A 26,732-nucleotide genomic window follows, 5' to 3' on the forward strand; every position below is an offset into this window, starting at 1 on the left:
TTCTTGAGGGCCATCAACAGATAAGTGCTCCGGCTAGGGGTTTTCAACGTGATAAAGTTTCACTACAAGGTATTTGGTTATGCTGTCTCATCCTGAAATCGTCTCAAGATTCGGATTTGGAGTTTATGAGGCTGATCTTCAGACCGGCGAATTGTGGAGGGCGGGTCGAAAGATCAAGCTTCAAAGTCAGCCTTTCAAGGTACTGGCGGTACTGCTAGAGAAAGCTGGTGAAGTGGTCACCCGGGAGGAGTTGCAGGTTCGGGTGTGGGGCACGAACATAGTTGTCGATTTCGATCACTCTCTTGGTACTGCGATTAATAAGATTCGGGATGCGCTAGGGGACACAGCAGACAATCCGCGATTTGTGGAAACGCTGGCAAAGCGGGGTTATCGCTTCATCGCGTCTGTCACGGTACTGGGCGGATCATTAGCGACCAAAGCCACCGAGTCGATGAACCTTGAGCTCACTGCGGAATCGGGATCTGCACAGGTAGTGTTGCAAGGACCGCCGGGGACTTCTTCTCAAGAAGACGAACTTGATGTAATGCGCCGGCGTCGGAGGGGCTTCGGATTCTGGCTATGGATCGCGATGTTGGTTCCCTTGGCCGTCTTGGCAGGTCTGGCCGGATTTTATTATGGCTCTCGAAGCACTGGACCTCTACCGCGTATTGAACGGCTGACGCGAATTGGACGGATTGCGCCGGGTGTGCAGGCGATGGAAAGCCTTCCAGCCTCGGCGACAGATGGGCTACGCATATATATTCCGGTAATTTCAGGTGGCAGGTCGGTTTTGGCGCAGGTGGATGTACGCACTGGGGCAGTGGAGAACCTTCCACTGCCAAGCGAAATCGCCTCCGCTACGCTCGGAGACCTGTCTCCTGATGGGTCCATCCTACTGCTGCGAAGTCATCTCTCGCCGGAGTCGGAGCAATCGTTATGGACTGTGCCCGTAGGTGGAGGCAGTCCGCTGCGCGTGGCGAACGTCGTGGCTCATGATGCTACATGGATGCCCGATGGCAAGAGTATTCTCTACGCCACAGGAAACCAGTTGTTGGTGAGCAGACCGCAGGATGGTACCTCTTCCCTGTTCGCGAAACTGCCCGAGCGTGCGTTCTGGTTGCGCTGGTCGCCTGACGGGAAGGTACTGAGATTCACTCTCCTCGACCCAATAAAACACACGTTGGGGCTTTGGGAAGCGTCGAGCGATGGTAAGTCGGTTCGTCCAATCCTTAGCAATTGGACCAGGCCTTCGTCGGAGTGCTGCGGAATATGGACCGGTGATGGGAAGTACTTTGTCTTTCAGTCGGATCGTGGTGGCAGCAGCGATCTTTGGCGACTTGACGGGAGGAACACTGGCGAACCGAAACGAGTGACGAACGGGCCATTGAGTTTTGTCGGGCCTGTGACCTCGCGGATCGGGCACCGGATCTTCTTCCTGGGACTCGAGACCCAATCCCTTCTTCAGCGTTACGATGCCGGCCGGCACGAATTTGTACCAGTACCAGGGTTTCTCGCCGAGGCAACCAGGATTGAATACTCACGCGATCGACAGTGGGTGATATGGACCGACGCGGCCGGGAAGCTCTGGAGAGCGAAAGGGGATGGGTCGGAGTTGATCCAGATAACACCCGACTCTTTGCAGGTATTTCTTGCCCATTGGTCGCCCGATGGAAAGAGACTAGCAATCATGGCGAAAGAGTCGGGCAAAGCATGGCAGATCTACTTGGTGCCTGCGGACGGTGGGTCTCCCGAAAGACTTTTGCGGGAGAGCCGTAATGCCGCGGATCCATCCTGGTCCGCGGATGGGCAGCAGATCGCCTTTGGGCGCGTGACCGATATTATGGGCAAAGAGGATGGACCGCGCGCAATCCAAATATTCGACCTGCGTACTCGCGCAGTGTCGACGGTACCCGGATCCGAGGGATGGTTCAGTCCGCGATGGTCGCCGGATGGACGTTATATAGCCGCAGTCTCGCTGGATCAGCGGAAGCTTGCGTTGTTTGATACGGCGCTGAGTACTTGGCGAACGATCGCGGAGACCACGGTCGCGGACCCAGTTTGGTCGTCAGATGGTAAAGCTATTTTCTTTCACGCGTCATCGGCCGAAATGCAACCAATTTACCGTGTGTCAATTCCAGGTGGTCGACTGGAACAAATTGCAAACCTATCAAACTTCAGCAGGGGAGATACGGAAGACTATTTCTTCTGTGGCTTGACGCTGGAGAGCGTACCGATCGTGCGATCACGAACTCGTACGGGTAACCTTTATACGCTCGATCTTGATGGCCCCTAGGGTCATGGATAGTCCGCCGTCTTTGTGACCCCAGAGGTGCGGGAACAATACGGGAACATCGAGCAACCTAATACGACCCAAATGATTCCAATCCATCCGAAATCCACTAGGATCTAAAGTTCATTTCGTCCGCTACATACGCTGATTCGAAACCACTTCGCTTGAACGCGACGGCAAGTCAAGGTTTGCTCGACACCGTTCAGACGTTCATCGCTCGTTAACGTCGATCACGATCGCGTCGAAGAGCTTCTGGGAGGACTCGCGAGAAATGGCCCCTCGACTGCACCTCCATTCCACAACCACCGTGTCGCTACTTGACGCTCCGATATCAATTTTTGCTTTTCTTAGAGATCAAGACAGCGACGGCGGAATTCGTTGAATCGCGCATAACGCACAGATCATTCGCGGCTCGCCGCCACGGGCGCTCTGCGTGCCGTGGCGAGGCCCCACGGCCACCAGTTCCAATCGCCTGCAATACGAAGGAGCGCAGGACCGATCACAATACGGACCAGTGTCGCGTCAATAAACACGGCTGCAGCGAGCGTAAATCCGATCATCTTGACCACGAGGAAATTTCCGAAGGTGAATGCCGCGAATACTACGATCATGATCGCGGCGGCGCTCGTAATCAGGCCGGCAGTCCTAGCCAACGCCTCCGGGATTGCGGCGGCTTCACTCATCCCGCTCCTCCGCGCTTCGAGAACCCGTGCGACCAAAAACACCTCGTAATCCATGCTTAGACCGAAGACGATGGCAAAGGCGACGATAGGAACGAGAGGGAATATGCTACCGGTTCCTCCCGGAGCTCCCAGAAAGCTACTTCCGTGTCCGTCCTGGAAAACTAGAACTAATGCTCCGAAGGAGGCCGCGACTGAGAGCAGGTTCAGTGCGATGGCCTTCACTGCGGCGAAAAGCGATCGGAACCCGGCGAGAAGCGCCAGGAGTGTCGCCCCCACCACCATCGCCATTACCGGCACAAAGCGGGCCGCGACAATCGTCTGATAATCGGCATTCAGTGCCGGGATGCCCCCAATTTGGAGTGTCGCTCCGGACACTCCGGTGAGAGCTGCCGCGCCGGTCTTCCGGAGCTCCCGTACCCAGTCAACTTGATCGCGCAGGGAAACCGCAGTCGCGGGTAGCACCTCGAGCAGCGCGGCCCGTCCGTCACTACTCAGAAATGTGCGCCGCGTCTCCCGCGAGAGGTCAGGGAGGGAGGCGCGATTGCCCTCCGCAATCGTCGTGATAGAAATGACGCGTGCGCAACGAGGGTCGCGCGCGAGGCGCTTACTGAGGCGATCGAGCGCGTTCCATCCCGCGTCGGTTTGCGCAATGGAATCCGCAGGCAGTTCGACAACGACGCGCATCGAATAAACAACGCCGGCCCGATCCATCCGTTCTAGGGTGTGCAGCGCATGGACTGATTCCGCCGACTCCGGGAGCCAATTCCCTTTGGGGACACTGGTATCCAGCCGCTTGGCTTGCCAGGCGAGCAACATCAAGGGTGCGCCCGCCAGAAACAGGGCAAGCCAAGGATTGGCGACAATCACATTTCCCCATTTCCTCCAACGGTTTCCCGTACGCGCAGCCCGCTGCGCATCCAGCCTCGGAGTAAACGGCATCCGGCCGGCATCAATCCTCGGGCCGAGCAATGCCAGCGCCGCCGGAACGAGGGTATTTGTAAGCAACACACTGATTCCCGCCACCAGGAATCCCGCGACGCCGATGGAACGGATCTCGCTAATGGGAACCGTCAAGAGCGCTAGAAATCCGATGGCTACTGTCGAAGCTGAAATCAGAAGCGTATGACCGGCCTGACGTGCCGCCATGACCGAGGCTACAGATCCGTCGTGTCCAATGGAAATCGCTTCTCGGAAGCGGCTGACCATGAGGAGCGCATAGTCGATTCCCAAGCCCAAGCCAAGCATGGTGGCCAGATTCTGAACCAGAATGGACAAGTGGAATCGCTGCGCTAATAACCCGGTAATCGCCAGAGTGGTTGCGATGGCAATCTGGCCAACCGCCAATGGAATCACGGCGGCGACTAGACTGCCGAAAGCCACCAGCAAAAGTGCGAGGGTCGCGGGAATCACCAGGCTTTCGCCGCGTTGCACGTCATCGGCGCTAGCTTTGCGAATGTCGAAATTCAGCGGAAGTTCGCCGGTTAGTTCGAGCTTCACTGCCGGGTAATCGCCCCGCAATTGATCAGCGAGAGAGTTTGTCACTTCGTGAAGCTTAGGAACAAGCGACTCCACTGGACCGTCGGTTGACGCGAGTCCCACCAGAACAAACGTCCCACCTTCCCGGCCCAGAAAAATCGGATCGCGCAACTCGAGATGGGAAACAACTCCGGACACACCGGGTTCCTCCCTCAATCTCGCCACAATGGTTGCTAACGCTTGCTGGCCTTCCTCCGAATCCGCGGGTGGGAGTCCCCGGATCACCAGGACGACGCGGTCAACGAATGGCGAACGAAAACGACTGGCCAACTCCTGCCGGACACTTTCCGCTTCACTACCTTCGACACGGGTTGCCGTCTCCAGATGGCGCTCGGCGTGAAACGAGAATGGAAGAAGCGCAATGGCGGCGGCAAGGACTACCCCGGCCACCCAGAACCGGCGGACAGACATGAGACCCATGATGTCATACAAGATAGTTGCCAGTTAAATGGATACTCACATTCTCTGCTCGCATCGAAGGAGTTCAGTGGCCAAAATAGTCGCCCGGTGTGGAACCGGTTCGTATGGCTGTGCTTTGCAGAGTGGTCGTGGAAACACGCTCATAGTGCTCGCTTACCCGGCTATCCGAATCTGCTAAATTGGTTCTATCGGATTAGGAGGATCAATCCTTAAATTCGCGTTTCTTGCCCTGGTTGCCACCCTTGAAGTTGGAGCCTCTGACCCCCGCGTTGGCTCCTGGACGCTTGTCTCGGCACAGTCTGCTCTGGATCCTCCCAGCAAACTCTCCATCACATCTCTAAATGATGGCGTGCATGTCGTCATGTCGGGCGAGACCCACCTCGATTTCACAGCGAAATTCGACGGACACGACTCGTCCGTACCAAGCAATCCAGCGTTCAATCAAGTCGAACTGCGCAGGATCGATAAGAAGCAGGCAGAGGTGAAGGAGAAGAAGGACGGAGCAGTCGTGGCGACGGTCCGCGAAAAACTTTCGAGTGATGGGAACGAGTTAACGATCACGACTGCGAGCAAAGGCCATCTCGATCAGGTCACAGTCTGGACACGAAGCGGAGGTGCGAAGGGCGCCCGTGACCTATTCGCTGGCGAGTGGAAGCAAGACCTCAGCAAGACTCGTATGCGGCAAGGGACAGTGCTCAAGATCGAGCCGGACGGAAAGGACGGGGTCCGTTTTTCCGGTGAGTTCAGCTACACGGCCCGTTTTGACGGGAAGCAGTACGATCTGAAGAACTCGCGCAACGATACCGTGACGCTTGAGCTGGTCGATCCTCACACGGTGGATTCGATCTACCGGCGAGGCGATCAAGTCGCTCAAAAGGATAGGTGGATCGTTTCCGGTGACGGGCACCAGATGACGTTAACCACTACAGGGACGTTGGAAACCGGCCAGCGCATAACCGAGAAGCTGGTGTTTAGAAAGCAGTAGCGGCTGATGAATCCGTGCAGGCCATCTCATTATCTGGCGGTGACACAGCACTGGGCTCACCGGCCGCAACCGAGATAATCCCCTTGCGATGCATGAATTTCAGAATGCCGTTGACCGTATCTTCGAGAGATGGATCCGCTTTGCCCCACTTTGAGGCATCCCGGGCCGTTTGATAGCAGGAGTTGTCATAGCGTTTGAACTCCATCGCGGAGATGTTGTCCACGGAGCCAACCAGGAAGTCCAGAAGCGGAAAGAGAAGATCTTCCTTCCGGCATCTCCGGATCAGCTCGGGAACGAAATCGGAGATGCTGAATATTTCGAATTGACGTCCCGTCGCCTGAGTGATGAGTCCGGTAATGTCCAACATGTTCGCGTAATCGTCCCGCACCACATGGAACGTCTTATTCTCAGTGCCGGGTGTCGTTGAAATCGCAACGATGTTGTTCGCCACAATATCCGCGGGAACGAAACTCACTTGGTTCAGGGCATCGACTCCAATACCGTGATTCACCATGAACGCAACTAAGCGAACGGCGATATCGAAGTTGTTGCCTCCGCCAGTAACCGACGGACTCACTAGGGCGGGACGGAAGATCCGCACGGGAAGTCCCTTGTCGCGCGCGTCTGCAACCACCTGTTCGGCTACCCATTTGGTCTGGCTGTAACCGAAATCAAGAAGCTCCATGTCCTGGTTCATGTCGGTCTCATGCAGGACGCTCTTCACGGCCCAGCCAAACACGAAGGTAGTCGAGACGTAGTTGAACTCCTTGGTCCGACCCTCGAATGCCAGTCTCAAGACTTCGTTCGTCCCCATTACGTTTGCGTCACGCATGCGATCGTAGTTGAACAGGTAGTTCACTGTGGCGCCATTGTGAAACACCGCATCCATTTCATTGGCGAGGAAATCCCAGACGTCCTGCGTCAAGCCTAGATTTGGTAGCCCGAGATCGCCGCAAATGGGAATCACGCGAGACTCGAACATCTGCATCAGCACGGCCCCGCAAGGCCCCATCGATCCCATCGCCGCCCTCAGTCTTTGCCTGCCCTGAACGTCGTCGGAAGACCTGACGAGAACATAAATCTTCGCACGCGTCTGGTCCAGAAGGCTCTTCATGAGGAACGGTCCGATGAAACCGGTACCGCCCGTCAGCAGAATATGATTCAGGACCGGCATCTCGGGTAGCGACGTAGGCGCCGGAGGCACGAAGGCGAGCTTTCTGTCGTCGCTCATCATCTGCTTTTCCGCTGTGCGCTGCTCTTCACGGAACGCCGCCAGGGAATGACGCAGCATCTCCAGTGCTTCTTTCGGAGCACTCTCCAACTGTTCGGCCAGCTGAAATAGCTCGGCCACGCTGACACGCTGAATGACACCGATATCTACCTGCCTCGCAAGCATCTCGGCGCCTTTATCCTTTAGAAGCTCTTTGAGTTCATGCATGAACACGACAAGATCCAGGGAATCAAGCCCAGCCTCGATGAGGTTGTATGATTCCGTGCCTGTCAAGTTGTACCTGGCTTTCAATATGTCGAAAGACGACTGGATGTCAGAATCGGACGCGCACACCCCGGCGTCCTTCTCCCGTGAAAAATCGGAAAGAACACTAAACTGGCCATCCAGCCACATCTGCTTGGTCTTATGGCGCATGATCTTGCCAGAGCTGGTTCTCGGTATCGCACGAGGCGCAATAAAGGAGATCAGCGCCACTTCCACGTTGAGATAACTCCGGACCGCAGCGGCAATCTTCCGCGCGTCCGGAAGCGCCTTAGGATTTTTCACTTCGGCCACGATTGCCAGCGCAGGCTCGCTGTCTTCGTCAATCTGGAAAGCGGCGACGCAATGGTTCCTGATCAGGCTGGACGCCCTCTCCACAACGTTCTCGAGATCTTGGGGGTAATAGTTTTGCCCGCGGAGGATGATCATGTCCTTGATGCGGCCGCACACGAAGAGCTCGCCATCGTGGAAGAATCCCATGTCACCGGTCCGAAGGTAGCCATCGTCATAGGGACTATCGTCTACCAACCGCGCACGAAACTGCTTCAGGGTCCTTTCCGGATTATTCCAGTAACCCAGGCACTTACCGCTTCCGGCGATCCAAATTTCGCCGATATGGCCTGCAGTCAGTGCGACGTGCTGTTCCGGATCCACGATCTTAACGTCAAAACCCGGGAGGGGAGTTCCACAACTGACAATCTGTGTGGCCCCGCCGATTTCGGAGACCTCGGTAGTCATGCGAGCCTTCCCGAGCGCGAGGGCACGTTTGTTGACGGAAACGATATTGCGGCCGCCGAGCGAAACCGCCAGAGTATTTTCTGCGAGCCCATAGGCGGCATAAAAGCTCTCTGACTTGAGCCCGAAGGGCTGAAACGCCTCCAGAAACCGTGTGAAAGTATCCGGTTTTACGGGTTCCGCGGCGCACATCAACACGCGGAGCGAACTGAGATCGCAACCTTCCAGACTCTCCTTGGAAAGCCTCTTGGCGCGCAGGCAATAGTCGTAAGCGAAGTTGGGGGCTGCCGTTGCGGTGGCCCGATAGGTTTGTATCGCGTCGAACCACAGGACCGGCCGCTGAATGAAGTCCGTGGCAGCAAAACCGTACGTCGTGCCGCCTTTCAGCGCGGGATAAAGGTAACACCCGATCAGCCCCATATCGTGATACTGCGGAAGCCAGGATACGACTACTGGCGAGGGATGGTCGATCACGAGCGGACAGGTCTCTAGGATGTTTTCGTGCGTCACCATCACGCCCTTGGGCTCCATCGTCGACCCCGACGTGTACTGGAGAAACAGAATCTCCGAAGTGCCGAAAAAAGGTTCGTCCGAAATTGTATCCACGAAGTCTTCCGTGACGATCCACGGAAGACCGGAGATGTAGTCGACGTCGACGCCGGACGCCGAGACTCCACTTCGGGTGAGATTCGTCTTCAGAGATGCGTGGTAGTCCTTGCTGGTTAAAATCCCGGCCGCCTGGCAATCCTTCGCGATGTGCACCATTTTGTACAGGGCGCTCTGGAAGCCACGAGAACTAGGGGGATAGACGGGCACGGGGATCAATCCGGCGCGCACGCAACCAAAAAACGCGCAGATCATTTCGAGCCCCGGCGGGTAGGCGAGCAGGATCCGGTCCTCCGCCGCGAAACGACGCCCTTTCCGCAAGTGTCCGGCGATCGCCTTCGTCCGCCGGAGAAACGACGCGTAGGTGTAGCTTTCGATTGGATTGCCGTTCAGGTCAAGGTATGAATAAAGGAGTTTGTGCGGGTGCTCGTCCCCCAGCCTATCCAGTTGGTCTAAGATTGACGCCATAATAGATCAGCAATACCCCGAGGTTTGAGTAGAAAAACTCAGTACGTAAAAAAAACCAAACGTCTTACCGCTGCCCGGGCCCTGGTGAGGCAAAACCGACTGAGTCTCGGAGTGCGGAACTAGAGTGCGGGTCGACTTTGAAAACAAATGCATAACCATACTGTGCCGAGTGCGTCGCTCGTCCGGTCAGGGGTAAGTGTCCTGATGGCCGAATGCACGAGAACGAGGAAGTCTTGCGGTGCCCCGCCAAGGCGGCTGCCCTGTTCAAAGCATCTTCGCCTTATACGACTATCGGTTATGTTAGCAGAGCCACGAAGAAATGCGACGCGTCATCGCTTTTCAAGAGCCGACGCACCACGCAAGCTCCGTCTGGTCCGAATTTCCTTGATTCCGATTAAGTCTTCGCGCTAGCATCGACTTTGTACGCTGCCAGGGCGGGGCAACAGATCCGCTGCTTGCTTCGGCCACCGCTGCTACCTGACCTGGATGCGTCGGACTTAATAAATATGATTGCGGAGGCCCGGGTGTCTGAGACAGAAGCGGTTATCACTCTAACCCCGGATATCGGCGATCTTGTACCATCTGAGGCCTTGCCGCAGCAGTCGGTCGACGGCCCTGCAGGTGTCTCTTCCTTTCCGAAAGTCTTACGCCGGCGCCTCGACAAGTTCTTTGCCGACGGGAACATTTCTCCCAAAGCCGACCGCACGATGTGGGTCAAGATCACAGCGGGTCTGGCAGTGCTGGCAGGCAGCTGGATTGCTCTCTACGCGTTCGAGCCGGATTCATGGAAGTTTGTTGCCCTCTATCTTTTGGGCGGCCTCGCCCAGACATTCCTCTTGCTGAACATCGCCCACGACAGCAACCACAACGCGATCTCTTCTGTACCGTCGGTCAATAAGACACTGAACTATGTCTTCGATGTTTGCGGAATAAACTCGTACATGTGGCGTATCCTCCACCATCGAGGCCACCACTCCTGCGTCAATGTCCACGGCGAAGACGACGCGCTTACGGGACGCGGCATCCTTCGGTTTACGCCCCATGAACCCCGCAAGCCCCTGCAGCGGTTCCAACACATCTACGGGCTGTTCCTGTACGCGCTGTTCTCGCTGGATTATGTTTTCGTAAGGGACTTTGAGTGCTTCTTCTTTCCGTCCCACGACTATCTGAGCCGGACCAGGCATCCGGTGCGGGAATACGCCATCCTCTTTGCGGGGAAGGCGTTCTACCTCACGTACATGCTCATTTTGCCGGTGGTGGTTCTGGGGAAATCGCCTCTGTTAGTTGCTGCGGCGTTCGTGCTAGTCCATTTAATCGTCGGTTCGACTGTATCGCTGGTATTCCAGACTACGCACACTGTCGACAGCACGTACTTTCCCTCGGACCGTGGCGAGTTTGACAACGGCGTATATCACATCTTCGCGACCACGGCCGATTACGCGACGACGAACCCGGTCGTGAGCTGGCTCGTGGGCGGGCTCAACCATCACATCGTCCATCATCTGTGCCCCTTTGTGTGCCACACCCACTATGCTCCACTTACCCGGATTGTGAAGGAGACCGCCGAAGAGTTTGGCATTCCCTATCGTCAACACTCCACCATGACGCGCGCAATCTGGCATCATCTGATACTTTTGAAGCAACTGGGCAACGAAAACTGATTTTGAGCCTTTCGTCTTTTACCTATGACTACCCTACCGACTCCGGCAAACTACCTGAAATCTCTCACCGTTCTGGGCCAGCAGCCTAGCCGCGAGGTGTGACGTTGCCGTCACCTGTACCCTCTGTCTCCCGCCTTCGCTCCTTTGTGGATTCGCCTGCGATGGCTCGAAACCCCGTAAGAGTTTTGTCGAAGTACACGGAACGCCTCGGCGATACATTTCGGTTCTACCTGGGTGGTCTCAAAGAGGTCATCATTACGACCAATCCAGCGGTCATTCAGCATGTATTGAAGACCAACGCGGAGAATTACCAGAAATCCGAGATTCAGGTAAAACGGATGGGCCACTTCCTGGGAAAGGGGCTTTTGACGACCCACGGCGAAGCCTGGCGCACGCAGCGACGGCTTATACAGAAGGGCTTCGATCGAAAGCAACTTGATGCTCTGTCCTCAATCATGCAGGAGTCTCTCACCGAGTCGCTCCGGGATTTCGACCGGCAAATCAGTGCCGGCCCCGTCGATATCTACCCCCACCTGATGAAGATGACCTTTGCGATGGTCGCCCGGTCGCTGTTTGGCGCCAAGCTGAAGGACGAAGACATCGACCTCGTCAGCCATACCATCTGCACGGTCCAGGAATTTATCGTTCGTCAAACCCTTCAGCCTTACCTGAATCCATGGTTTGCTGCTTCCGGCGAATTGCGCAAACACGAAGAGATGCGAGTCCGCGCTGACAGCATTCTGATGGCGTACATCAAACAACGCCGCAACCAGGAGCCCGGCCATGATCTGCTGCAAACCTTGATGGATGCGCGCTACAGCGACGGCGATGGCATGAGCGATGAGCTGGTGCTGAGCGAGAGTATGCAGCTTCTGGTCGCTGGCCATGAAACATCGTCGAACGGCCTATCGTGGTTGCTCTATCTCTTGAGTTCGCGTCCTGATTGCCTGGAAAGGGTGAGGCAGGAGTTTGATTCCGTGCTGGGCGAAGCGCCTCTGAGTCACGGCGACCTTCCCAAGCTCGAATTCACCACGCAGGTCATTCAGGAGGGGCTCCGCCTCTATCCGCCGTTTTGGATGATCGACCGCATGGCTGTCGCGGACGATCAGGTAGGGGACATCGACATACCCCGGGGATCGACGGTCATTGTCTATGTGTACGGCGCGCACCATGCCCCGGCCCACTGGCAGAGTCCTGAGACCTTCGACCCGGAACGTTTTATCAAAGGTAGCGACAAGCTGCGCACGCCCTTCACCTATCTTCCCTTCGGAGGCGGACCGCGGGTCTGTATCGGGAATCACTACGCAATGCTGCAGATCCTCATGATTCTGAGCGAGCTGCTCAGAAAATATGATTTTCAGCTGACCCCAGGCCAGACGATCGAAGCTCGACCGATGGTCATCCTACGACCGAAGCAAGGAATCCGGATGACCTTCAGCAAGGCAATCGCACGCGACCTGTCCTCGCCAAAATACCATCCGGTGGGGAACTGGCCTGAGTTTTAATAGTCGTGAAAGGTTTCGGAGGGTCACGCGACCAATACACGACCACCGTACGGTCGAAAACATCCCAAACCGTCCCAGCTGCTACGTCCGATCCAGACAACCAGGAGCAGGAACACGAGGATGGCCGCTACCGCTCCCAGAAAGCCGAGCAAAACGGTGGTAAAAACGGAAAGGGGTGTGTGCAGCACTCACCCAAAGCAGTCTCTGGATTCGAATCGCCGAACAACTCTCAATGTACGAGCATTATCAGGAAAAATGATGAAGCGAGTAACCGACCGTCATCCCCCCTACGAGAATCTCCTGATCGGGATGAAAGAAGACTGAACCGATGATCCAAAACCAGTAGGTTCGAATCTGGAGCGTGGGAGCAAAAAACCGATTTCTGGGAACAATCCGGGAACAATAAGCGGTTCTACGGATACTTTCAGGGCCTTTGTGAGCGACGAGGACCTTTCAGAGTCAATAAGTTAGCGGTTGCCCAAATTTTTGAGACGGTAGAGGTCAGCGGTTCGAATCCGCTCATGCCTACTAAATTCTCAATCAGCTACATCCGTCCAATTTTTGAAAATGGGCACAAAACCCATCAACGGTGCATGCTGCCCACGATGCCACCGCCTTTATGCACGTTCTTCCAAACAGAACATCCCCGACCTTACTCTTGTAAACGGATGGGGTTAGCGTCGTTCAGCGCCAATGAATCTCCATGTAACCCCGAACTTCTCAACGAAACGCAGAACTTCGACTCTGGTTGCTATTTGGCAGGTGAATTCGTCGGAGACTTCTTATCTTTGTCGGAAGCGCTGGACATCACAGTAATAAGCGCATCGTGGGTGGTTCTGTTCAGGTTACGAGCTTTGTCAAATTCGTTCTTAGCTTCACTTGCCTCCCCCATCGAACGGTACAGGCGCCCAAGCCGCATGTGGACATTCACATCATCCGGCTTGAGTTGAGCGGCCGCTTTGAACTCTCGTAGCGCGTCCTCCTCACGGTTGGCCTCGGCGTAGACAATGCCCAGATCGAGGTGCCCCATAGAAGTTGCAGGGTCGATCTTCACCACCTTTTCCAGCAAGGACCGGGCATCTTCATTGCGGTTCAATTGAATATCCGCATCGGCCAGGTAGAGCATAGCCTGGGGGTAATCCGGCGTATTCTCGAGCTCGGCCTGAAACTCCTGGGAAGCCTCCTGGTACTGCCGTTGCGTCCACAAGAGGTAGCCTAGTCCGAAGTGCGCATTAGGCTCCTTCGGGTTGGCCTGAACTGCGGCGCGAAACTCCCGCGTCGCGCCGATCGTATCTTTCATTTCGTCTAGCGCTTCACCAACCAGCATATCGGCCTCGGCGGACTCGGCATTTTGTGCAACCATCCGGTGGTAGGCATCCAGAACGCACTGATACTGCTTCGACAACAGGCAGCTATGCGCCAACGTCAAGAGCAGCGAAAGATTTTGCCCGTCACGGTCCGCAGCCTGCTTCAGATACGGTACTGCAGCCTGGTATTCGCCCAGGCCATAGTGCGACATTCCGACCAGCACAGTCAGGCGCTGCCTCTCAGGTGAAGACGGCGACTGTGACCTGAGCAGCGGAGTGAAGGTTTGAATAGCCTGTTTGTATTGGCCATCCTTGAAGAGTGCCAGGCCCAGGTTCAAACGCAGGCCAGGCATCGTGGGTTTCAACGCCATGGCCTTACGATAGAAGACAATCGCCTGCGGATAGTGGCCCCGGCGGGCTTCAAGAAGGCCCAACTGGGCAAAAGGCTCGGCCTTCGTTGGATGGGCCTTCGATAAGGCAATCAGGGTCGCTTCGGACTCAGTCGCGCTCTGTTGTTGATCGCGTGGAAGCGCCGCCTGTGTCGGATCGCCCTGTGGCTGTACCAAAGGACTCCAGGTGACCATCCCCAGTGCCAGCCAGATAGCTAACCTGTAACTCAATAGATATCTCCCCTTACATCCGCTCCGATTTTCTCTCGCGGAAGCGTGACACGCAACGGCATCGTTTCAGTGGACTGACGTCCTCAGTCTTCCAGCCGTTGGGGTAAATCGATAATTGGGGAACGAGAGATCAGGTCGTGCTCCTCAAAACACATATCTATTGAGTCCTGGTTGCCTGTACCAGCACTTCCACTCCCGGGACGATCCTGTTCAACAGGACGGCCTCTGGCTTCTCAAACTCCTTGAGTTCGGACAGTTGCTTCTTCTGCGTTTCGGCATTTACCGGCGTGCTGTTTTGCAAGGCATCAAGGGCGAGTAGACCGATCGTGGCAGCCTGCGAGAGATTGCGGGACAGCGGTACTAACTCGGCGGTCAATGAGGATTTCACCAACGAAGGCTGGAGAGCTGCATCATTGTCTCGCCACAACACCAGCCATTGCCGCGTCTTCTGCCAATCTCCCGAGACGGCTTTTCCTGTTGCGATTCGCGCAGCAACCTCATTGAACTCCCGTGCCTTGTCGCTTTCGGGGGGAACCGTATCGACAAGTCGATTCAGAGGGGAGAAGACATCATAAGACTTCAACCCCTCTCGAGCGTAATCCCTCGGCGGCTGCACCACGCTCGCAAGTACCTGCAGAGCAGCTGGATCGGAATAGCCACTCAGACGCCTCAGCATCTGCTCGCGGACGCTTTGGTATGGCAAACCGTAATACGCGAGCTTTTGTGAAAGAACGTCGAGACGTTGGTACATGGAGTTGACATCTTTCACACTCTGAGCCGACCAAAGCCGCTCCGCGATGGCGGCAGTCCGCGGCCAGATTCGGCTGTTTACGATCTCGGGTGTGGCATACTCCGTCCACATGGTCGCCTCACCACCGAGGACATTGGCTATCTGCGCTGAGGATAGCGCGACCGTGCCGTTCACCAGAGGATCCACTGCATAGTGATCGGCTGCCGATTGATTCAGGTCAACGTAATAGCCTGCTGACAAAATCCCGCGATAGCCCCGCCGTGCAGCCTCTGCCAGCGAATCCTGGCCGCGCCAGGACTGGATAACGACATCGTGGGGTGTGTCTGGCTGTAAGACTTCGTCCCAACCCACCGTAATCTTGTGGCGCTTGGTGACGAGCTTCTGCACCCTGCCCGTGAAGTAGGCCTGCAAGGCAGCGTCATCCTGGATATGGTGCGCTTGCATGAACTGTTTGATGCGTGGGTTAGCGTCCCACTCCTTACCGTTGCACTCATCCCCGCCGATGTGGAAGTAGGCATCTGGAAAAAGCGCCGTCATCTCCCCGATGAACTGGTCGAGAAACTGATAGGTGCTCTCACGGGTAGGATCCATTGCCGGATCAAAGACTCCCCAGTGGCGTTCGATCTGGTACGGTCCGCTACCACTCGCCAGATCGGGATACCCGACAAACCACGATGTTGCGTGACCCGGCATGTCGAACTCCGGGACGACGCGAATGCCGCGGTCGCGAGCGTACTCGAGAATGCCTCGAACCTGATCCTGTGTGTAATACAGACCGTCTGAGCCTTTTTCCTCTAGCAAAGGAAAGGTCTTGCTCTCAATCCGAAAGCCCTGGTCTTCTGAGAGATGCCAGTGAAAGACATTCATCTTCACCGCTTCCATGCCATCGAGATTCTGTCGAATCACATCGAGCGGCATAAAGTGCCGGCCTGCATCGATCATCAGTCCGCGCCAGGGAAAGCGTGGCCGGTCATCGATCGTCATTGCTTCCACTGCAAATCCTTCAGGGGTGCTGTGGACAAGTTGCAGAATAGTTTGCAGCCCATGTAGGACGCCGAGAGGATTGGGCGCAGTGAGGAGTGCCCCTGTTGCCGTAATCTCCAAATGGTAAGACTCATCTTCACCAAGCTGCTGCACGGCTGCGCTCGGCCCGGCGGTCTTGATGACTAACTGCTCTCTCTTGACAGGCGAGGCGGGCACTCCGGGAATCCCGATTTCACGATATAGAGTATCGAAGAAACGTATTCGCGCTCGTTCCAGGCGCGGCTCAGTATGGCCCTCGAATACAACCTGCAGCCCATGATCGACTAACAGACTCCCCGACCCTTGTACTGCAGTCGCAGGAAGAGGGATGACGGGCAGCACCGTTTGCGCCAGCACTGACGACTTGCTGCCAAGCAGCACGAAACATAGCGCAAAAATTGCGCAACAGGTGCGCATCATACTAAAACTAAACATGGCACCCTCTTCATGGTTGAACCGTCTCGGGGCTAATCTGCAAAAAGGAAATCGTAACGAATAAGGTTGCTTTTGTATGGTGTTCCGTTTGCTGCTTGCGATATCTTCCTTATGCAAAATATCCCTCTTCGTAGACTCTCTCGCCTCTATGGATTGTTGCCGCAGGAATACGAATCAGCGCGCGATATCGGTCGCCGCGATATCGTGAGACTGTTACTTCGATCGGCGTCTGCTCTGCTGTGATTGTGTTTCTCGAGATCGACAACACGCTCGTTTTTGCCGGAATGTCCAATAGCTCCGACTCTTCCCGTGTCGCCGCCAGAACTTCGATTGCCTCAGCCGCCCAGGCCACACGAACACCAAATTGTTCACGCAGGGTATGGTAGAGCGACTGCTCAGCGAAGTTAGTCCGTTCGATACCCGGAAATTGCACGAGCGAGACGTAGGTTTTCTCGACTGCCATGGGAGTTCCATCGGCTAGACGAAGGCGACGAAGTATCATCACGGGTGCTCCAACTTGAACTTCCAGGTTCTCGGCCAATTCGCTATTGGCATCGACGACTCTCTGCTCCAACACACGCGAGGATGGCACCATGCCGCGCTGCATAGTCTCCTCCGTGAAGCCGCGTAACTGCGACTGTTGTTCTTCAATTTTAGACTTCGTGACAAAGGTACCGCGCCCCCTTTGGCTAAACGCATAGCCGCTAGCCTTCAGTCCTTGCAGAGCCTGCCGCGCTGTCACCCGACTTACTTGATAGAAACGCGCAAGCTCCCCCTCAGAAGCCAAAAGATCTCCTCTCCGCAGTTCTCCTGAATGAATTTTTTCCATCAGTGCGCGCTGAATCTGGTAGTACAAGGGAACAAATCCGTTCTTGTCGAGCGACCGCACCGTTGAGGCTGTTTGAGACGGAGTTGTAGTCATACGCTCACAGTGTCTGCTCGCAAAGGTGGACCAGACGCAAGCATCGCGTGGTCCACCCTTCGCAACCATGTGTTCTTGTTAGAAGTATATTTTTCCGCTGAACTGCATGGTGCGCGGTATACGAGTGCTTGTGGCCTGTCCAAATTGGCTGTCTCCAATAGCAACATCTATGCCATTGAGTGTCGAACCAACACCTCCGCCGCTATTGCCGAAATTGGTGTGATTGAAGAGGTTGAAGGCCTCAGCACGCAACTGAAGATTGATAGTTTCAGTGAATCTGAAGTTCTTCAACAAACCCAAATCAATCCTTTCCACGCCCGGACTCAAGAAACTTCCAGGCGCTGCACTGCCAAAGTGACCCTGGGCAGTGGCGAAGGAGCTGGTCGAGAACCATTGAGCCTGAGTCTTGATCATGTGAACTGGAGCCACCTGATCGGCACGAGGCACAATGTCAGCGTTCGGACTATAGATGCCCAGGCCGCCTGGGTAGGTTCCCGCGAATGGGTCAACTGCCTGAGTGACGGTCGTCGATACTCCGGAGTTGAAGGAGGTGATGCCTGAGAGCTCCCAGCCGCCAAGCACATGCCCAGTGAGTCCATGCTGCTGGCGGAAGAACGGCGCCTTGTAAACGAAGTTCGCGATGAAGATCTGCGGTTCGTTCAGCCCAGAAGGTCCATAGTCCAGCTTCGGATCATAGGTATAGGTGTTTGCAGTGCCGCGGTCGTTGGTCTGGGATGACAGATTCTTCGACCAGGTATAGGCGACGCCCAGTGTCAAATCGCGCGTCGTCCGAAGATTCAGCGATACCTGTAGTGAGTTGTAGTTGGAGGTGAAGATGGGCAACCTTGTGTGGAAGTCCGAATAGCCCAAATAGGGGCGTATGTTGTTGAGAGGTGAGAGGGGATTGTCCACGCGGGTGGAGAGCGTCGGCTGATTCAGATCCAGTTCGCCGAGTAGGTGCCTAGACTGCGAGCCAACATACGCGATCTCAAGGGTTGCTGTCGGGGCCAGCTGCTGTTGCACCGACAGGTTGTAATCCGAATACGAGGGAACCTTGAAGGCGGGGGTTCCTGTTGTTGTCAGCGCGTTCGGTCCTAGTGCCGGAGGCGCAGCAGAACCAACTCCCGTCGGGTTGTCAAACGACGCGTTGACCACTGTAGTCGTCTGCACCAGCGGCGGGTCTCCGAATGCATTCTGCTCCCAGATACCATTGAGCGTGCGATCGAAGAAGAGACCGAATCCGCCGCGCAGAACGGTCTTGCCGTCTCCAAAAGGAGAGTAGGCAAAGCCCACACGTGGTCCAAAGTTCCAGTTGTAGTTGGGGTTCACGTTGCTACCATAAGGAGAGCAGGTGACCTGCGCCGAGATGGCCTTGGCGGCTGTACAGGCAGCACCCTGGGGAAAGATCAACCCATTGGTGTAAATCGCAGGCGGGAAGGCCTGCCCAGGCACAAAGTTTCCGGTGTTGTCGAGGGCCGGGGCCAGAGTCGACTTGTACACCAACGGATCGAAGTTGGTCAAAGTATTCTTTGCGTCGGAAGGCGAAGGGAATCGTGTCCAGCGAAGGCCCAGATTCAGCGTCAGCCTGTGGCTCACCTTCCAATCGTCCTGAACATAGGCTTCCGTGTTCCAGAAGCGCAAGTCCGGGATGATGTCCCGATTGGCCTGCGTGTATTGATTCACATTACCCAGCAGGAAGTCTCCCCAGCTATTGAAGGTGAAGCTTGGATTACCCTCAGAGGCGTCCTCCGTCTTCAACAGCTGCTGAGCCGTTACGCCTGCGCGTAGGGTGTGGTTCCCCAGAGTCACCGAAAAGTTGTCAAAGATATTGCGATCCAGGTTTCTTTCAAAATATGGAGCGCTGCCTTGCGAAACGCCGGTGACTGATCCGTCCAATATATTCACAGTCGGAATGCGTCCGTAGGGGTCTGGGTTGGCCAGGTTGTTGGTCAGCGACGAGAGGATGGAGGATGAGTTTGCTGGACCGGAGAGCGCGCCTTTGATTGTTCCCTGCGAATAGGCAAACTCTACCTCATTCACCATCTTCGGAGAGATCGTCCAGGTAAGGTTGGCCACGACATTCTTACCAGGAGCATTGATGCCCACATTTACAACTCCTGGGTAGTTAGTTCCCCCCCAAAGCCCCAGAGGCTGATTGCTGGGTGCGTCATCCTGCATGCCGCGAGCGAAGAAATGCAGCTTGTCGTTAAAGTAGTGGTCCACGCGAACCAGGTCTTGGCGAAAGTTGTTCAACGTAGAGAAAGACGAGATCTGGCTGCCACCGATAAAGCCGGTGTTGGTGTTGACGGCCGTGGCGTTGGCCTGGTTCTTACTGAAAATTTGCGAAAGATATACCTTGGAGTTTGCGCTAAAGCAGGTGGGATTGATGGTGCCCGTGCCACCCCCTACTACCGTATTCGGGTTAGGTGTCCATCCTGTTATGCAACCGGCGGGTGCGCTCGGCTCACTCGCTGCGTAAAACGAGCCGCCCAGCTGTGCCGCGGTAGGCGCCGCAACGTTTTCTCCATTGGGACTTGTGATCTTGCGCCATTCCTCCGACCAGAAGAAGAAGGTCTTCGTTTTGCCAGTGTTGTAGACGCGGGGAATATAGATTGGTCCACCCAGGGTAAAACCGAAGTTGTTGTAGTGATCTGGGGCGCGTGCAATACCTAGTTGATTGTTGAAGTAGGTGTTTGCGTCTGTGTTTGCCGTGCGCACAAACTCATAAGCTGAGCCATGGAACGAGCTGGTACCGGATCGGGTGGCTACCAGGACCTGGCCGCCGCCGCTGCGCCCAAAGCTCGCATCGTAGGAGCTTCGCTCCAGCGTAAACTCCTGAATCGCATCGACGCTGGGGATATTAAGCAATGTGGCATTCGAGCCGCTGTCGTTGACGTCGGCCCCGTCCACCGACCAGTTGTTGGCTGTACTGCGTGCTCCGTTGATCGAAACAGCAGAGGTACTATTGATCCCGCCAAAGCCGGGCTGATCGCCGAGCAGGTTCACAACCCCCGGTTGCAGCGTAACCAACTGTTGAAAGTTGCGATTGACCAGCTCTAGCTCGCGCAACTGCGTTCCGGAGATGGTCCCGGCCTGGGAACTACTCTCCGTTTCGACAGTCACAGGGTTATCCTCAACCGTCACGGTCTGGCTCTGGGATCCGGCCTTCAGTTGTACATTTACGGTTCGTTTCTGCGCAACATTCAGGATGACGTTACGATCCGAGAACTTCTCGAAGCTCGGAACCGAGACGGTGATCGTATAGGTTCCGGCAGGAAGGTTGGTGGCGGTATAGTTGCCAGAATCATTCGATTGCACCACGCGAGAGTTGCCGTCCACTCCATTGAGTGTGATGGTCACGAGGGCATGCGGAATCACGGCTCCCGTGGTGTCCGTGACCGTACCGGTGAAGGTTCCTGCCAGCTCCTGTCCGCGCGTCGGTAGAGCGAACACAAGCAGAATCATCATCAACAGACAGGAGTACCGTTTGATGAAACTCGTCCTCTTTGCAGAGGAATCAACGAACGCAACATCTTCACACGACCTTGAAATGTTGAGTTGTATTCGGCAACCAGCGGAACGTGACTTTAGCATGAGCCTCTCCATAAGTGGTGCGGGTTTCTGCTGTAAGAATTAAATTTTCTGTATCACAGCCACAACTAAAATCGGTCTTCAGCAGGTTTAGGTTGGAGTCAGATCGCGGCTCGCCGCGATCTGACTGGTGAACTTATAAGGCGCCCCGTCCCAGGAGATCGGTTAGGACGCCTTTGATTGCATAGCTATAGGTCACGGATTGAGACCTGCAGCCAGGGCTTTCACGATAGTTCCATTGGCATCGTCGTCTTTCACCGCCCACACGTAGCCGCCACCAAGACCATGCGCCTTGATGTAGGTTGCCTTTGCAGCGATCGAGGTGGCATCGTCGTAGCTGAAGACGGTCTGTGTGGTTGGGTTGAACGCCGAAGTGGCGATTCTTGTGGAGTCGTAGCAGGCGGTATACCCGTTGCTCAATAGGTTCTTGATCGTCCCATAGGTTGCTAGTCCGTTCGTCAGCAATGTGTCACATCCTGCCGCTGGCGAACTTTGGTTATTCCCCGTTGAACAGACCCCAGCGCCATTGGCGTTAGGAACTGGAGAAACCGCAGTCGCGTTCTGATACTCGCCACAGTTTGTATTGTTTAGTCCCCCGGTCCACCCGGCACCGTACGCCGGGAAGCCCATGGTGTATTTGTAGGCCGGTACGCCTTTTGCGAGGTAGTAGTTTACCGTCGCATCAATCGTATTGCCGGTTCCGTTCAAGGGATCGGCAGCATCGTCGTAAATAGGAGATGCGTCGTTGGTTGCTAACTCCCAATCTCCGGCGTAGTTGTAGCCATCGATGGTGACGAAATCCGATTGAGCGAACGTACCTGGAATATCGATCGTATCGAAGCCGCCTGGGTTGTTCGCGTCTGACGGGCCAGCAGGCGCGTCAAAGGTCAACTGATACGTCTTACCGGTGGTTGCCGTTAGAGCGGTCAGTTGCCTGCGGAACTCTGTCAATAGTGCAGTGAAGTTAGTTGTGTCAGTCGGAGTCGGGAACTCCCAATCGATGTTGATGCCATCGAACAGGCCCGGAGCAGTGATCCCTGAAGCGATATTGCCTTGAATGAAGATGTTGATGCAGGAGCTGGCAAGCGCTGTGCGTCCGGCTGCAGTGCTGGCGGCAGTTGTGAAGGCAGACACTGCAGCAGCGTTTGCACCACCTATAGAGATGATCGTCTTCAGGTTAGGATAAGCCGCCTTGAGTTGCTGGATTGCGCCAAAGTTTCCATAAACACCCCCAGCTCCGCTGTAGGGTCCAGTTACCTGGGGCACGCCCAACTTCTGATAGTCGGCATAGGAGTCGGCGATGACGCATGCTGCGGTCGCAGACGTTGGCGCGGTCAAACCGCTGAAAGCATAGAAGAGATGCGTGAGTTTACTGGCAACACCATTTGTCTGCATGTTCGCGATGTTGTAGCCGGCATAATAGATGCTCCACTCTTCAAACCATCCCCCAACGATCAACGTGCTCGGTGCGGTTGTCGTAACGTTTACCGAAGTTCCGGGCGATGTACCGGCATAGTCGGTAGCAACAACTGTGAAGGTATAGGTGGTGGATGGAGCTAGCCCACTCTCAACGTCGGATGCGGTCGTTGAAGTAAGAGTAGAAGGACCTCCGGATATCGAGTAGCTGATAGTGCAACCAGACGGCGCTGATACTGCTGTCCAACTAAGGTTTGCAGTTGAGGAGGTCGCACCCGAGGCTGTTAGTCCTGTCGGGGCGCTGGGTTTAGTCGTGCAGGAGCTTGGAGAGGTCTTCACACTTAGAGCAGAACTCGCTGCTGATGTGCCAGCGGCGTCAGTCGCCTCCACCGTGAAGCTGTAAGTAGTCGAAGGAGAAAGGCCACTAACAGCATCGGATGGTGCGGTCGGGGTTGCGATGGAACTCCCTCCCTGCAGTACCTTATAGCTAACGGTGCAACCCGTGGGAGTAGTGTCCGCTGTCCAACTCAGGTTCGTACTGGAGCTGGTCGTACCGGAAGCTGCCAAACCAGTTGGGACACTAGGCACAGTTGAGCAGGTCGAACAGGCTCCTGTCGCAGTCCAGGGCTGGCCGCTGCCGGCGCCACCGCTGTTGGTCGCCGGACTCTGGTTTTGGGTCCAGTAGTTGGCGACGTAGTTTTCCCCTGCCAGGCTGGCCGTCATTCCCGAAGTGTAGACAGCAGTCGCGCTCCACGCTGTACCGCATGTGCCTCCGGTACCGGAACTTGCCAGAGTCGTGACGCTCACGGCAGAGCTGGCTGCTGATGTGCCGGCGGCGTCAGTCGCTTCGACGGTGAAGCTGTAGGCAGTCGAAGGAGAGAGGCCAGTTACGGCATCGGATGTTGCTGTCGGCGTTGCAATAGAGGTCGCCCCCTGCAAAACTTTGTAACTAACGCTGCAGCCCGTGGGGAAGGTAACTGCAGACCAACTAAGGTTTGTACCGGAGCTGGTAGTCCCAGAAGCCGTCAAACCGGTAGGAGTACTGGGTATCGTTGTACAGGAGCTACCGCTGCCGACCTGTTGCCAGAGGGCTGGTGCGTCGATGGGATCCCAACCTACTTCGGATACGTTAGCTTGGAGCGCTTTGTATTCGACACCTTGGTACATCACCAGCGAACCAACAGAGTAAGACACGCCGACTGCCCAATTGGGAATACTCTGGGCTGACGCCGCCCCAGGCAGCATCAGAGCGATGAGGCTGCAGAGCAGAAATGCGGAGAGGACAATACGCTTCATCAGATCTCCTTGAATTCGGGGGGCATAGTCCCCGCCCACCCGCGGTTGGAAGTTTGGGAACTCGAGTGGAGTCGCATCAGATTACTCTCGGGTAAAACCTGTGAGCGGCCCCATGACAAAGCCTTGAGCAAACAGGATAGGAGAGAGGATCCATAGCGCGACCCAAGTGCCCATGAAACAGCCAACCAATGATTGCGGGTAGTAAGCGCTTCGACGTTCGTTGACATTCGAAACCTCCATCGATGCGTCGACAGAACAGACCGAAATGGGCAGCCAGAAAACGAGTTAGCCGCAAAAAGCTCTGCTTACAACGACATCAACCCGAAATGTAGACATTAAATCTTAGGCTCAAAAAAGATACTTACGAACCTATCATTACAATGTCGGTCGGTCAACAAGATTTCAACCTAAACCACCATTTCTTCTTCTCTACGGAGAGGTCCGCCCGCAGGCCAGCTTATTACCGCAAGGCGATGGAAAGTGTTGTCAGGTCTTACGATCACGTCTCTGTGGGCCGTGGATCGCCCCAGCAGGACTGGAGTAAACCCGCGTCCGATTTAGTAGCGATATAGATTCTGTTCCGCATCTTTCATTGCGACGGCGATGGCGCCCCATACGACCGCCGAATTTCCAAGGCTGCTCGGGAGCACCCGGGCGACCGCGACTTCACTCTTGCGGAGCATCTCCACCGTCGGCTCAAATAGCGCCGGATGGGCGCCAAGATCGCCTCCGAATACAAAGAGGCTGGGATTCAGAGTTAAAGAGAGATTCAGAACCACGTCCTTAAGAAGGCGGGCGCGTTGATGAACGATCCTCTGTGCAACTGAGTTCCCTTCTCGCGCAAGGTCAAGCACACTACTTGCTTTACGTATCTTTGCCGATACCCCAGCCTTATTACTAACTGCGTTCCAGCTTCTTAAAATGCCTGGAGCGCCCAGTACCTGCTCGAGGCGGCCGAATTCGTACAACGCAGGCTGCATGCTGGAGATATTGGGGATACGAAGATAACCGATTTCTCCAGCCGACCAACTTGATCCATGCACGATCCGGCCATTGATAAATATTCCCGCACCCACTCCCGCACCCACAGTCACGAAGATAAAGCTTTCCTCGGCTTGGGCGATCCCGCGAAAGTGTTCTCCAATCGCAGCAAGGTTGGTATCATTCTCAACAAACAGAGCACAAGAAAACTGCTTTTTTAGCATCTCCAGAAGAGGAACGTCTCTCCAGGTGTCTGAACTACTGACAGAGATGACAATTCCATCTCTGGTATTGGTGATTCCCGCCACACCGACTGTCATCCCTAATAACTTTTTCCATGGCAGACCACGTCTCTGCATTAGTTCCCTCAGAGAGACGCGCAACACCTCAATAACGGCACTCGGGCTCCGGGCTTCCTTCGCAAGAGGTTCATATTGCTCCTCGAGAAGAGTTCCGTTAAGATCAGTCAGCAGCACTCGAAACGAATCAACCGTGACATCCACGCCTGCGAGATACCCATAGTCAGCTTTGAAACGAAGATTGTCAGGTCGTCGCCCTCCACTCGAGGTACCTTCCCCGATCCACTCAATAAGCCCCAGATCGTTGAGATCAGAGATGACGTTCGCAACCGTTGGTGCGCTCATGCCGGTTTCACGTGCAATATCTGCGCGCGACGAGTGACCCAGTTTCTTCAACAGCATCAAAATTATGCGCGCATTCGTCTGACGCATTAATGCTGGATTACCAATCAACAACCGATTCTTACTCATTACGCCGCCTTAAATAGCGATTGGAATTGCACCAATCAGGCTTATCTACCACAACCCCTCCGGTGATACTTGGTGCTGTCGGTCAGATTCCAGTTCAAAATCATATTCTCACCAGGTCCACGATCAAAAAACTATCCGAGATCTTCAAATCAAATCGCTTTGGCGTTTACTAATTCGCAGAAAACTGCATGCGACGTCAGAATCCTTCTTTGACCATTATGGATTGAGATTAGCCACGATCAGCCACCGCCCGTGTCGGTGCGCATGCTGAAGGGGCCATGGGCTCACAACTGCTCCGATTTGCTCGAAAATGCACCACGCAACACCTCGACCTGCTCTTTCAACAACCGCTTTGAGATCGCCGCGGATGGAATACTAGCGAAGCCATGAGGAATCGATGGCACCAGATGGAGTTCAACGGCTACTCCGGCTTCTGTCAGATGACGTGCATAGTCAAGACCTTCATCACGCAACGGATCAAGGCCGGCGCAGAGAACATAGGAAGTGGGCAGATGAGATAAATCTTTAGCTCGTGCCGGTGCTGCATAGGGCGAAATATCATGTGCGTGTTCACCCAGGTACCAGCGCCACATAACCTCTGCCTCGGATCTCCCAAAGTCAGGAACGTCCGTAAATTGACGTGCTGACATTGTCTCCAAACGGTCATCCAGGGCCGGAATCAATAGCATCTGAAAGCAGATCTTTGGTCCCATACGATCGCGAGCAAGAAGAGCGACCGCGGCAGCAAGGTTCGCTCCCGCACTCGAACCTCCTACAGCAATTAAGTCTCGATCGAGATTCAAATCGCGGCTTTCGCTCCAAAGAAACTCAAGCGTCCGATAACAGTCGGTAAGAGCAGCAGGGAACGGTTCCTCAGGTGCGAGTCTGTATGCAACACATACAACAGCGCACTGTGCGTTCAGAGCGTAATGGACACATTGTGACTCTTCAGAAAAAAGGTCGCCGCAAAAAAATCCACCACCGTGAAAGTAAAGCAATACAGGCAGCGAGCCCACCGCATTTTTTCTGCGATAGATCCGCACGGGTATCTGCACCCTCTCCTCATCAGAGGAGAGAACATCGTAGTCTTTAATCTCAAGGTCAGATTCTGATAATGCCCGCGTTCCCAGCCGAGCTGCAGAGAGCGCTTCACGCGCGACGTTTGGATCACGAAGGACTACTCTCGGTTGCTTAGCTAGTGGCGCGAACGCAGGATCCATCGACAGGTTCGACATTCGT

Annotated in this window: 13 protein-coding genes; 4 read left to right on the forward strand and 9 right to left on the reverse strand. The window is 55.3% G+C overall.

Annotated elements, in window-relative coordinates:
• The first annotated feature begins 79 nt into the window (after nt 1-79).
• A complete protein-coding gene (locus HDF09_RS09920; protein WP_183765355.1) occupies nt 80-2,293 on the forward strand; it encodes a winged helix-turn-helix domain-containing protein in 2,214 nt (737 codons plus the stop codon).
• Between the two features lie 398 nt (nt 2,294-2,691).
• Here HDF09_RS09920 and HDF09_RS09925 read toward each other — a convergent pair whose 3' ends face one another.
• On the reverse strand, nt 2,692-4,941 hold the full coding sequence (locus HDF09_RS09925; protein WP_183765358.1) for an MMPL family transporter: 2,250 nt from the start codon (nt 4,939-4,941) through the stop codon (nt 2,692-2,694).
• Nucleotides 4,942-5,290: 349 nt separating this feature from the next.
• Here HDF09_RS09925 and HDF09_RS09930 point away from each other — a divergent pair, with 349 nt between their 5' ends.
• The gene (locus tag HDF09_RS09930; RefSeq protein WP_183765361.1) at nt 5,291-5,914 is read left to right on the forward strand and encodes a hypothetical protein; all 624 of its coding nucleotides are present in this window, start codon (nt 5,291-5,293) and stop codon (nt 5,912-5,914) included.
• Here the strand turns inward: HDF09_RS09930 and HDF09_RS09935 are convergent.
• Entirely contained in the window at nt 5,901-9,215 is a 3,315-nt protein-coding gene (locus HDF09_RS09935; protein ID WP_183765365.1) for a fatty acyl-AMP ligase, read from the reverse strand. The two genes, HDF09_RS09930 and HDF09_RS09935, sit on opposite strands and share 14 nt — an antisense overlap.
• Before the next feature lie 524 nt (nt 9,216-9,739).
• On the opposite strand from HDF09_RS09935, the gene HDF09_RS09940 reads away from it, so the two are divergent.
• Both HDF09_RS09940 and HDF09_RS09945 read left to right on the forward strand, forming a co-directional pair.
• Nucleotides 9,740-10,876 carry a fatty acid desaturase family protein gene (locus HDF09_RS09940; RefSeq protein ID WP_183765368.1) on the forward strand — a complete coding sequence of 379 codons (1,137 nt, stop codon included), beginning with the start codon at nt 9,740-9,742 and terminating at the stop codon, nt 10,874-10,876.
• A gap of 161 nt (nt 10,877-11,037) precedes the next feature.
• The gene (locus HDF09_RS09945; protein WP_183765386.1) at nt 11,038-12,381 is read left to right on the forward strand and encodes a cytochrome P450; all 1,344 of its coding nucleotides are present in this window, start codon (nt 11,038-11,040) and stop codon (nt 12,379-12,381) included.
• A 751-nt stretch (nt 12,382-13,132) separates the two neighbouring features.
• On the opposite strand, the gene HDF09_RS09950 is transcribed toward HDF09_RS09945, so the two are convergent.
• The 7 genes from HDF09_RS09950 to HDF09_RS09980 form a co-directional block, all read right to left on the reverse strand.
• Entirely contained in the window at nt 13,133-14,308 is a 1,176-nt protein-coding gene (locus HDF09_RS09950; RefSeq protein WP_183765389.1) for a tetratricopeptide repeat protein, read from the reverse strand.
• Nucleotides 14,309-14,465: 157 nt separating this feature from the next.
• Complete coding sequence (locus HDF09_RS09955) at nt 14,466-16,634, reverse strand: family 20 glycosylhydrolase (protein ID WP_260181055.1); 2,169 nt, start codon at nt 16,632-16,634, stop codon at nt 14,466-14,468.
• The gene (locus HDF09_RS09960) at nt 16,627-17,439 is read right to left on the reverse strand and encodes a GntR family transcriptional regulator (RefSeq protein WP_183765392.1); all 813 of its coding nucleotides are present in this window, start codon (nt 17,437-17,439) and stop codon (nt 16,627-16,629) included. The genes HDF09_RS09955 and HDF09_RS09960 overlap by 8 nt, the downstream gene beginning before the upstream one ends.
• Before the next feature lie 78 nt (nt 17,440-17,517).
• Complete coding sequence (locus tag HDF09_RS09965) at nt 17,518-20,907, reverse strand: TonB-dependent receptor (protein ID WP_260181056.1); 3,390 nt, start codon at nt 20,905-20,907, stop codon at nt 17,518-17,520.
• 318 nt (nt 20,908-21,225) lie between these two features.
• The gene (locus tag HDF09_RS09970) at nt 21,226-23,742 is read right to left on the reverse strand and encodes a glycosyl hydrolase family 18 protein (RefSeq protein ID WP_183765399.1); all 2,517 of its coding nucleotides are present in this window, start codon (nt 23,740-23,742) and stop codon (nt 21,226-21,228) included.
• Nucleotides 23,743-24,299: 557 nt separating this feature from the next.
• Nucleotides 24,300-25,493 (reverse strand): ROK family transcriptional regulator, encoded by a 1,194-nt coding sequence (locus HDF09_RS09975; protein WP_183765402.1) that lies wholly within the window; start codon nt 25,491-25,493, stop codon nt 24,300-24,302.
• 284 nt (nt 25,494-25,777) lie between these two features.
• Complete coding sequence (locus tag HDF09_RS09980; RefSeq protein WP_183765405.1) at nt 25,778-26,728, reverse strand: alpha/beta hydrolase; 951 nt, start codon at nt 26,726-26,728, stop codon at nt 25,778-25,780.
• Nucleotides 26,729-26,732 lie beyond the last annotated feature (4 nt).

Source organism: Edaphobacter lichenicola, from assembly GCF_014201315.1.
Taxonomy (GTDB): Bacteria; Acidobacteriota; Terriglobia; order Terriglobales; family Acidobacteriaceae; genus Edaphobacter; species Edaphobacter lichenicola_B.